This window comes from Acinetobacter celticus (genome assembly GCF_001707755.1).
GTDB lineage: Bacteria > Pseudomonadota > Gammaproteobacteria > Pseudomonadales > Moraxellaceae > Acinetobacter > Acinetobacter celticus.
In genome coordinates this window covers 41,240-49,698 of sequence record NZ_MBDL01000004.1, presented here as the reverse complement: position 1 = coordinate 49,698, position 8,459 = coordinate 41,240, and the positions used below count along the sequence as shown (strand labels likewise).

The window sequence follows — 8,459 nt, the reverse complement described above, 5'->3', positions numbered from 1 at the left end:
TAGAAATGGAAGTTCGTGAACTTCTTTCTACTTATGACTTCCCAGGTGATGACACTCCAGTTATCCGTGGTTCTGCTCTTCTTGCACTTAACGGTGACCAAGGTCAATACGGCGAGCCAGCTGTTGTTGCTCTTGTTGAAGCGCTTGATTCTTACATTCCAGAACCAGAACGTGCTATCGATCTTCCATTCCTTATGCCAATCGAAGACGTATTCTCTATCTCAGGTCGTGGTACAGTAGTAACTGGCCGTGTTGAGACAGGTATTGTTAAAGTAGGCGAATCAGTTGAAATCGTTGGTATTAAAGATACAGTAGTAACGACTGTAACTGGCGTGGAAATGTTCCGTAAACTTCTTGACGAAGGTCGTGCGGGCGAGAACTGTGGTGTTCTTCTTCGTGGTACTAAGCGTGAAGACGTTCAACGTGGTCAAGTACTTGCTAAACCAGGTGCAATCAAACCGCATACTAAATTTGACGCAGAAGTATACGTTCTTTCTAAAGAAGAAGGTGGTCGTCATACTCCATTCCTTAATGGTTACCGTCCACAGTTCTACTTCCGTACTACGGATGTAACTGGTGCGATCGCGCTTAAAGAAGGCGTTGAAATGGTTATGCCTGGTGACAACGTTGAAATGTCAGTAGAATTAATCCACCCAATCGCAATGGACCCAGGTCTACGTTTTGCGATCCGTGAAGGTGGTCGTACTGTAGGCGCTGGTGTAGTTGCTAAAGTAACTCTATAATCGCTTTATAGTATAAAAAAGCGCTCCTTTTAGGGGCGCTTTTTTTATGAAAAAAATTGAAATAATTGTTAGACAATAATTATAAAAGCTGTCCTGAACTGATATTTTCCTGACCTTCACTGCACTTATAGCAAAATAATAAAAACGTAAGATAAAAGCATGAAAACAAATATAAGTTTTTAAGTGAAAGAAACACTTAAAGGAGTTTGGATATGAATGCTAAAGTAAACATTACCAATCGTGCAGGTGCAAGTTTTCCAGTACGTCGAATGGATTTTGATTTTGATACTGTGCCAGAGTATTGGATGAATAAATCAGCTGGATTAACCCATTTTATGACGGCATTGTCTGCGTTATTTCCCGCAGGTGAAAAATTCTTTATTGATAGTGTACGTGCAGTACGCCAACATCCCTCAATTAAAGATAATCAAGAATTACAACGAGAAATTAGTGCATTTATTGGTCAAGAAGCCATGCACACGCAAGAGCATGTCGGTTTTAATGCATCTGCACAAAAGTTTGGCCATGACGTAGATCGTTTAGACCGTATCACTGATCGCGTGATTCAGAGCACACGTAAAGTCTTTACTTTTTTGGGGAAGCCCGTTGGAATTACCCAAGAAATGGTAGACCTAACGGCAACGACTGCACTGGAGCATTTTACAGCGACCATTGCATCACAACTGTTAGTGAATCCGTATATTCAAGAATTGATGACCGATGAAACCATGAAGACCATGTGGCTTTGGCATGCCATTGAAGAAAATGAACACAAAGCTGTTGCTTATGATGTTTTTGAGGGTGTTTTTGGCAGAGGCTTGAAGGCATATGCACTAAGAACAGGGTCGTTGGTTACGGCAATGGCGACATTATTTGTGGTGCAGAGTTATTTTGTGTTACGTCTGCTACAAGATGATAAACAACTCAATTTAACGTCTCTAAAAGATATTTATATCTATGCATATAGCCCATCGAAAGGGGTTATTACTGGCATGACCAAAGAAATGCTAGTCTACTTCCGACCTAGGTTTCATCCAAATGATTTGGATACCCATGAATTACTTGTGTCGTGGAAAGCAAAATTAGGATTCTAAAAGCGCTGTTTTAGTGTCCTTATTCTTTGAGCGATAAAAATCGCTCTTTTTTTTACTCGATTTTTTTGATAAAGATTTTATAATCCTCCATTCCTTTCATTAAAAAAGATAAATGAACATGATTCGTTTGATGAATGCTTCAGATGTCGCAGTTGTTGCGGAAATTGAAAATTTAGTACAAAGTCATCCGTGGACAAAAAAACAGTTTGAAGATTCTGTAAATACGTATCAGGTAACGGTCATTGAACAACAGGGACAGGTAGTGGGTTTCTGTATTTTACAGCCTGTATTGGATGAAGCAAATTTATTACTGATGGCGGTACATCCGAGTCAACAAGGCAAAGGAATGGGTTACCAATTATTAGAAGCATCATTGGCAATGTTGAAAAATGATCCTGTACAGGTATTTCTAGAAGTGCGGGAAAGTAATATTGCAGCCATTAAGCTATATGAAAAGTCAGATTTTCATCAAATTGATATGCGGAAAAATTACTACCCGCAAGCTGATGGTTCACGGGAACATGCCATTATTATGGTTAAAGCCTGTAGTGATGATTTTTCCAAGTTATTTAAGTAACGTGGTTTAAAATTATTGCAATAAATTGTCTTAAAACTGTGGTTTATTTAATAATGGGATTATTCCAGCCTGAGGGTAGGGTGGTCATTAATGAATCGCCCAATTGTGCAATTTCTGAATGAGTGAGAGCACGATTTAGTTTGCGCCATTGACCATCTAATAATAATTCCAGTGGAATGTACTCAGATTTATAATTCATTTTATTGGAATGAGGAACCCAATAGCCTAAGTAAATATAGTCCAGATTTAAACTTTTCGCATGTTCAATTTGTTTTAAAATGGCGAAAACACCCAATGAGCGTTTATGTTCATCAGGGTCAAAAAAAGTATAGACCGCGGATAAACCATCATCTAAAGGGTCACAAGTCGAAACACTGATGAGACGATCTTCTTTCCAAAGTTCTAAAAAGAAACTATCAGTGCAACTTTGGAGTAGGAATTTTTCAAATTGGTCGTGACTGGGTGGGTACATATCACCATCGGCATGACGTTCATTGATATAACGCTCATACAATGTGTAATGTATGTTTGTTGCATCTTCGGGGCGAGTAATTTTAAGGCTTAAATCTTGATTGCGTTTCCATGCCTTTTTTTGTTTGCTACTCATCACGAAATCTTCGACAGGGACACGTGAAGACAAACATTGGCGACATAAATGGCATTCAGGTCGATAAACAAAATCACCGCTACGACGAAAACCCATGCGTGAAAGTTCTGACAGTGTCACCACATCAATGCGGTGAACGGGGTCTAAAAACACCATACGTGCAGATTTTTTTTCTAAGTAACTGCAATCATGCGGTGGCGTGATGTAATACTGTAATTCATTCAGTAGGGACTTCGGGTGATATGAATTCATTTTCAAATATCCCTCGCTCTTATTGTCATTCAACCAATTGGCTAAATTGCGCTATTGTTTTACTTGAAAATACACTGTCCTGATACTTTTTCCAATCGATAGGGGGCTGTTTTATCACATCTTGTAACGAATTAAGGTATGTCTGGCGAGAAAGTGTACAAGCACCTAAGCTCATCAGGTGATCATTGACCAATTGGCAGTCAATCCAAGGCAACTGATTTTCTTGTCCCAGTAACATCAGGCTATAAAAAGCCATTTTAGAGACGTCTGTTCGCGTACTAAACATCGACTCACCAAAACAGCCTTGTCCAATGGTGACACCATATAATCCGCCAACAATTTTATTTTCCTCCCAAACTTCAATGCTATACGCATAACCTGCATCAAAAAGTTGGCAGTATCCTTCCATAATTTCTTCGGAAATCCATGTTTCATCGGCATAACTACGCGGTAATGCACATGCACGAATCACGTGGTCAAAAGCCTGATTAATGGTAATTTTATAATCTAGCTTTTTCATATTTCGGACTAAAGATTTACTGGGGTGATAGTCTTGTGGGCGGATAACACAGCGCGGTTCAGGGCTCCACCAGCAAATTGGTTCACCTTCAGAAAACCATGGAAATAATCCATTTGAATACGCTTCATATAAGGTAGACGGGGAGAGGTCTGCACCAATGCATATTAAGCCTTGCCCGTCGGGATCTACTTCCATCGGATTGGGAAAGGTATATTCTGAAGGAGGCAGTGTGTACATATGCATTGGGTCGCTATTTATTTCATCACGAATAAGCATACATAAAAAAACCGCCCTATGCGGACGGTCTTTTCAACGCGTTGGAATTACTTCGCTAACGCATCTAAGTATTTTTCTGCATCTAAAGCAGCCATACAGCCTGAACCAGCAGAGGTAATGGCTTGGCGGTATACGCTGTCTGCAATGTCGCCTGCTGCAAATACACCTTCAACAGAAGTTGCTGTGGCATTACCCGCAGTACCGCTATGTACTTGAATATAACCATCGCGCAGGTTCAATTGACCATTAAACATTTCGCTATTTGGCTTATGACCAATGGCCACAAATAGACCTGTGACGGCTACATCTTGTTTAGAATCATCCGTTGTAGATTGTAAACGAATGGCGGTTACGCCTGTTTTATCGCCCAGCACTTCGTCTACTTGGTGATTCCAGATGATACTGATTTTGCCTTCTTTTTCTTTTTCAAAAAGATGGTCTTGCAGAATTTTTTCAGAACGTAAAGAATCACGGCGATGCACCAAAGTCACATGCGATGCAATATTAGAAAGGTACAGTGCTTCTTCTACAGCAGTGTTACCACCACCCACCACCATGACATTTTGGCCTTTATAGAAGAAACCATCACAGGTGGCACATGCGCTAACGCCTTGGCCCATAAATGCAGCTTCAGATTCAAGACCTAAGTATTGTGCAGTCGCACCGGTACAGATAATCAGTGCATCACACGTGAACTCATCCATATCGCCTTTGAGAACAAAGGGACGAACGTTTAAATTCACTTCATTGATATGGTCATATACAATTTCAGTACCAAAGCGTTCGGCATGCGCTTGCATACGTTCCATTAAGGCTGGGCCTGTTAAGCCTTCTGGGTCGCCGGGCCAGTTGTCTACGTCAGTTGTCGTGGTGAGCTGACCGCCTAACTGTAAACCTGCAATGAGTGTTGGCTTTAAGTTGGCACGTGCAGCATATACCGCAGCACTATAACCTGCAGGGCCTGAACCTAGAATAATCAAACGTGAGTGACGAGCGCTCATCCGTGGGATCCTTTTTTTATATAGAAATTTATGAAATTATACGTGAAAGTGTAGGGCTGTTGTGTGAGATTAAAGTCGATATTACTGATCATACAAATCGATTTCGGCTATATTGGTTAAAGTTAACAACATACATCAAGAATCCTGCATCTTTTTTTGAATAACAAGTGCATAATAATGCGCTATTGCAACGTTTTTTGAAGCAAAATAGCAAAAAAAATACTCATCAAGAATTGGCTACAGGACAGTATATGACAGCGGTGTCGAGTGCTTATGCACAGCGCTTAGTAATGACATTATTTTTAGTCTCATTTGGGATTTATTTATTCCTTGCTACGGTAACTTATACGCCATTTGATCCAGGCTGGATGCATATTTCCAGTGATACTCTGCGGGTGTCAAATGCCAGTGGTGTAGCAGGTGCTTGGATTGCAGACTTGCTCTTTGGTTTTCTCGGGTGGGCCAGTTTACTTATTCCGTTGTATTTTTTTGCAGAAGCCGTACAAGTTTGGTGGCCACACAGCTTTTTGAACCGTCCATTTCGTTATGCAGCCCAATTTTTTATTTTATTGGCAAGTGCAAGCTTACTGTTTTTATTTTGGCAAGTTCCTGCGGATACTTTAGATAATTCATCTGGTGGAATTATTGGTTATGAATTAGGCAGTAGCTTAAGCCATTTATTAACAGTTTATGGGGCTGTACCCTTTCTGTTGGTCTTCTGGATTTTGCTCTTTACTTTGGCTTTTGGGGTGAAGTGGAATCGTACTTGGGCGACTTTAAAAGCCTCACCTGCTTACTTACAAGATTTATTTTACCGCAATGTGCCAGAGTCAGAATCTGCATTTGATCGAACCTCACCACAACCGAAGAAAACGGTGGTAGCTTCAACAAGAGCACGTGACCCTATCGAACCCGTTTTAGAACATCAGCCAGTCGATATTGACCCTGTGGTACGTGATCGTGCTGCAGAACGTTTATTTGATGATATTGCACATAAAGAGTGGGCCGCTGCGCAAATGCCAAGCCCAGAAGAATTAGACATCCAACAGCAAGATGAAGATTTAGAGCGAACTTTAGAAAAAGCGCATCGTTTAGAACAAGACAGTCAGCGTATTGTGACAACAGGTGAAGTGTGGCGCGCGTTACACTCGAGTGAAGACCAACGTCATAAACAAGATATTGATGCCTTATTGAAAGCTGCAGAAGAAGAATTACCACAGAACCCTGCAGAACATTTTCAGCATGTGGTACATCCAGAGGCTGGTTTTGAAGAATTAGATACACTCAAGCCGAAAAATGTCGATTGGGATGACGACGAAATTTTTGATGAATTACTGGCTGCTGTACCAAATAGCAAAACCGCGACAGATGTGCATACACCTTTTAATGCACCATCCTCTGCTCCAACTACGACATTACATATTGTTGAAGATGCATCCGTACCTGTAACTGCATCTGTGGTTGTGGCAGCACCTGTTGTTGCACCTACGATTACACCAATGCATACCCCTAAATTAGCACAAGATACTGAGTTTGATGATTTAGATGACTTATTGGTTGATGATATAGAAGTGTCACAAGCACCGCGTACAACCAATAGCTATGCGCAATCGTCTTCTTTGGTCAATGCATCCATTCAAACGCATGTGCCAACAATCGCTGAAGAAATTAAAGCATTGGTTTCTGAAGAAGAAAAAGCCTTAATTAGTTCAAATAAAGATGCTTTTCGTGAAGTTTGGCAAGATACGGCGGGCAAGCCAGAAGATTCGACGCCAGATGCAGCAGACGATTTTGATTTAGATGCACCATTAACAGATGCTGCAGGCCGTCCAATGTCACGTTCAATGCAAGTGGCAAACAGACGTTTAGATTTATCACCTTTACCCGGTTTAGATTTGTTAGATGAAGTGGATTTAAATAAAAAGGTTAACTTCACTGCAGAACAACTGGCGCGTTTATCTGAATTGCTCGAAATTAAACTGCAAGAGTTTAACGTGAAAGCCAAAGTGGTTGAAGCTCAGCCCGGCCCAGTGGTAACTCGCTTTGAATTAGATTTAGCCCCTGGGGTAAAAGCCTCTAAAGTCACCAATATTTCTCGTGATTTAGCACGTTCAATGTCCATGGCATCGGTACGTGTGGTCGAAGTCATACCGGGTAAACCTTATATTGGCATTGAAGTGCCAAACAGCGCACGCGAAATGGTGCGTTTGATTGAATTATTGACTGTTCCTGCATTTACTGACCCGAATAGCATTCTTTCGATGGCCATGGGGAAAGATATTTCAGGTAATCCGGTTATTGCAGATTTAGGTAAAGCCCCGCATATGTTGGTTGCAGGAACGACTGGTTCAGGTAAGTCGGTAGCGGTGAACTCGATGATTTTATCGATGCTACTGAAATACACACCAGATCAATTGCGTTTTATTTTGATTGATCCGAAACAGCTCGAATTGGCCAACTATAACGATATTCCACATTTGCTGACACCTGTTGTAACTGACATGAAAGACGCGGTCAGTGCGCTAAACTGGTGTGTAAATGAGATGGAACGTCGTTATAAACTGATGTCCTTCTTAAAAATTCGTAAGCTCAGCGACTATAACCGTAAGGTTGAAGAAGCGATTGCCAATGGTGAAGATTTAATTGATCCAACATGGAAGGCCAGTGACTCTGTGGCAGGTGAGCGCGCGCCACGTTTAACACCGTTACCATCTATTGTGATTGTGGCGGACGAATTTGCTGACATGATTATGCAAGTGGGTAAAAAAGCCGAAGAGATGATTACCCGTTTAGCACAAAAATCACGGGCGGCAGGTATTCATTTACTTTTGGCAACACAGCGTCCATCGGTCGATGTGATTACCGGTTTGATTAAAGCCAATATTCCAACGCGTGTGGCATTGCGAGTGAACTCTAAGATTGACTCACGGACTATTTTGGATGCGGGCGGTGCAGAGGATTTGCTAGGTCATGGTGACATGCTGTTTCTTGGGCCGGGTAAAATTGAACCAGAACGTGTACATGGTGCTTTTATTGCCGATGACGAAGTGAACCGTATTTGTGATGCTTGGCGTGAACGTGGTGCGCCCAATTATGTGGATGAAATTTTAACGCCATTTGATGAAGAACCTACGTCACGTGGTTTTGAAGATGGAGATGGTGGTTCTGACCGTGATGCGCTGTATGATCAGTGCGTTTCCTTTGTCTTAGAAACTCGTAAGGCATCGACCTCTTCGTTGCAACGTAAGTTTAGTTTGGGTTATAACCGCGCAGCTCGAATTATTGACCAGATGGAAGAGAACGGCATTGTTAGTGGCATGGGCGCGAATGGTAAGCGTGAGATTTTAGTTTAATAGCATGTCCTCTGATTAAGGCGCCACAATAGACAA

Annotated in this window: 7 protein-coding genes; 4 read left to right on the top strand and 3 right to left on the bottom strand. The window is 41.5% G+C overall.

The annotated features are described in order from the left end of the window. From BBP83_RS03945 to rimI, 3 genes are all read left to right on the top strand, one after another. On the top strand, nucleotides 1-743 hold a 743-nt coding region (locus BBP83_RS03945; protein WP_245669709.1), incomplete at its 5' end, for an EF-Tu C-terminal domain-related protein. 212 nt (nucleotides 744-955) lie between these two features. Then, nucleotides 956-1,837, top strand: coding sequence for a metal-dependent hydrolase (locus BBP83_RS03940; protein WP_068886115.1), 882 nt, complete (start codon nucleotides 956-958; stop codon nucleotides 1,835-1,837). Between the two features lie 118 nt (nucleotides 1,838-1,955). Further along, nucleotides 1,956-2,414, top strand: coding sequence for a ribosomal protein S18-alanine N-acetyltransferase (gene rimI / locus BBP83_RS03935; RefSeq protein WP_068886114.1), 459 nt, complete (start codon nucleotides 1,956-1,958; stop codon nucleotides 2,412-2,414). Nucleotides 2,415-2,457: 43 nt separating this feature from the next. Here rimI and BBP83_RS03930 read toward each other — a convergent pair whose 3' ends face one another. The 3 genes from BBP83_RS03930 to trxB all read right to left on the bottom strand — a co-directional run bounded on the left by BBP83_RS03930 (nucleotide 2,458) and on the right by trxB (nucleotide 5,070). Then, nucleotides 2,458-3,273: an arginyltransferase gene (locus BBP83_RS03930; protein WP_068886113.1), complete on the bottom strand. Its 816-nt coding sequence runs from the start codon at nucleotides 3,271-3,273 to the stop codon at nucleotides 2,458-2,460. Between the two features lie 25 nt (nucleotides 3,274-3,298). Beyond that, nucleotides 3,299-4,030: a leucyl/phenylalanyl-tRNA--protein transferase gene (gene aat, locus BBP83_RS03925; RefSeq protein ID WP_068886120.1), complete on the bottom strand. Its 732-nt coding sequence runs from the start codon at nucleotides 4,028-4,030 to the stop codon at nucleotides 3,299-3,301. An 86-nt stretch (nucleotides 4,031-4,116) separates the two neighbouring features. Further along, on the bottom strand, nucleotides 4,117-5,070 hold the full coding sequence (trxB, locus tag BBP83_RS03920; RefSeq protein WP_068886112.1) for a thioredoxin-disulfide reductase: 954 nt from the start codon (nucleotides 5,068-5,070) through the stop codon (nucleotides 4,117-4,119). Nucleotides 5,071-5,321: 251 nt separating this feature from the next. Between trxB and BBP83_RS03915 the strand changes: the two genes are divergently transcribed. Beyond that, the gene (locus BBP83_RS03915) at nucleotides 5,322-8,423 is read left to right on the top strand and encodes a DNA translocase FtsK (protein ID WP_068886119.1); all 3,102 of its coding nucleotides are present in this window, start codon (nucleotides 5,322-5,324) and stop codon (nucleotides 8,421-8,423) included. Nucleotides 8,424-8,459 lie beyond the last annotated feature (36 nt).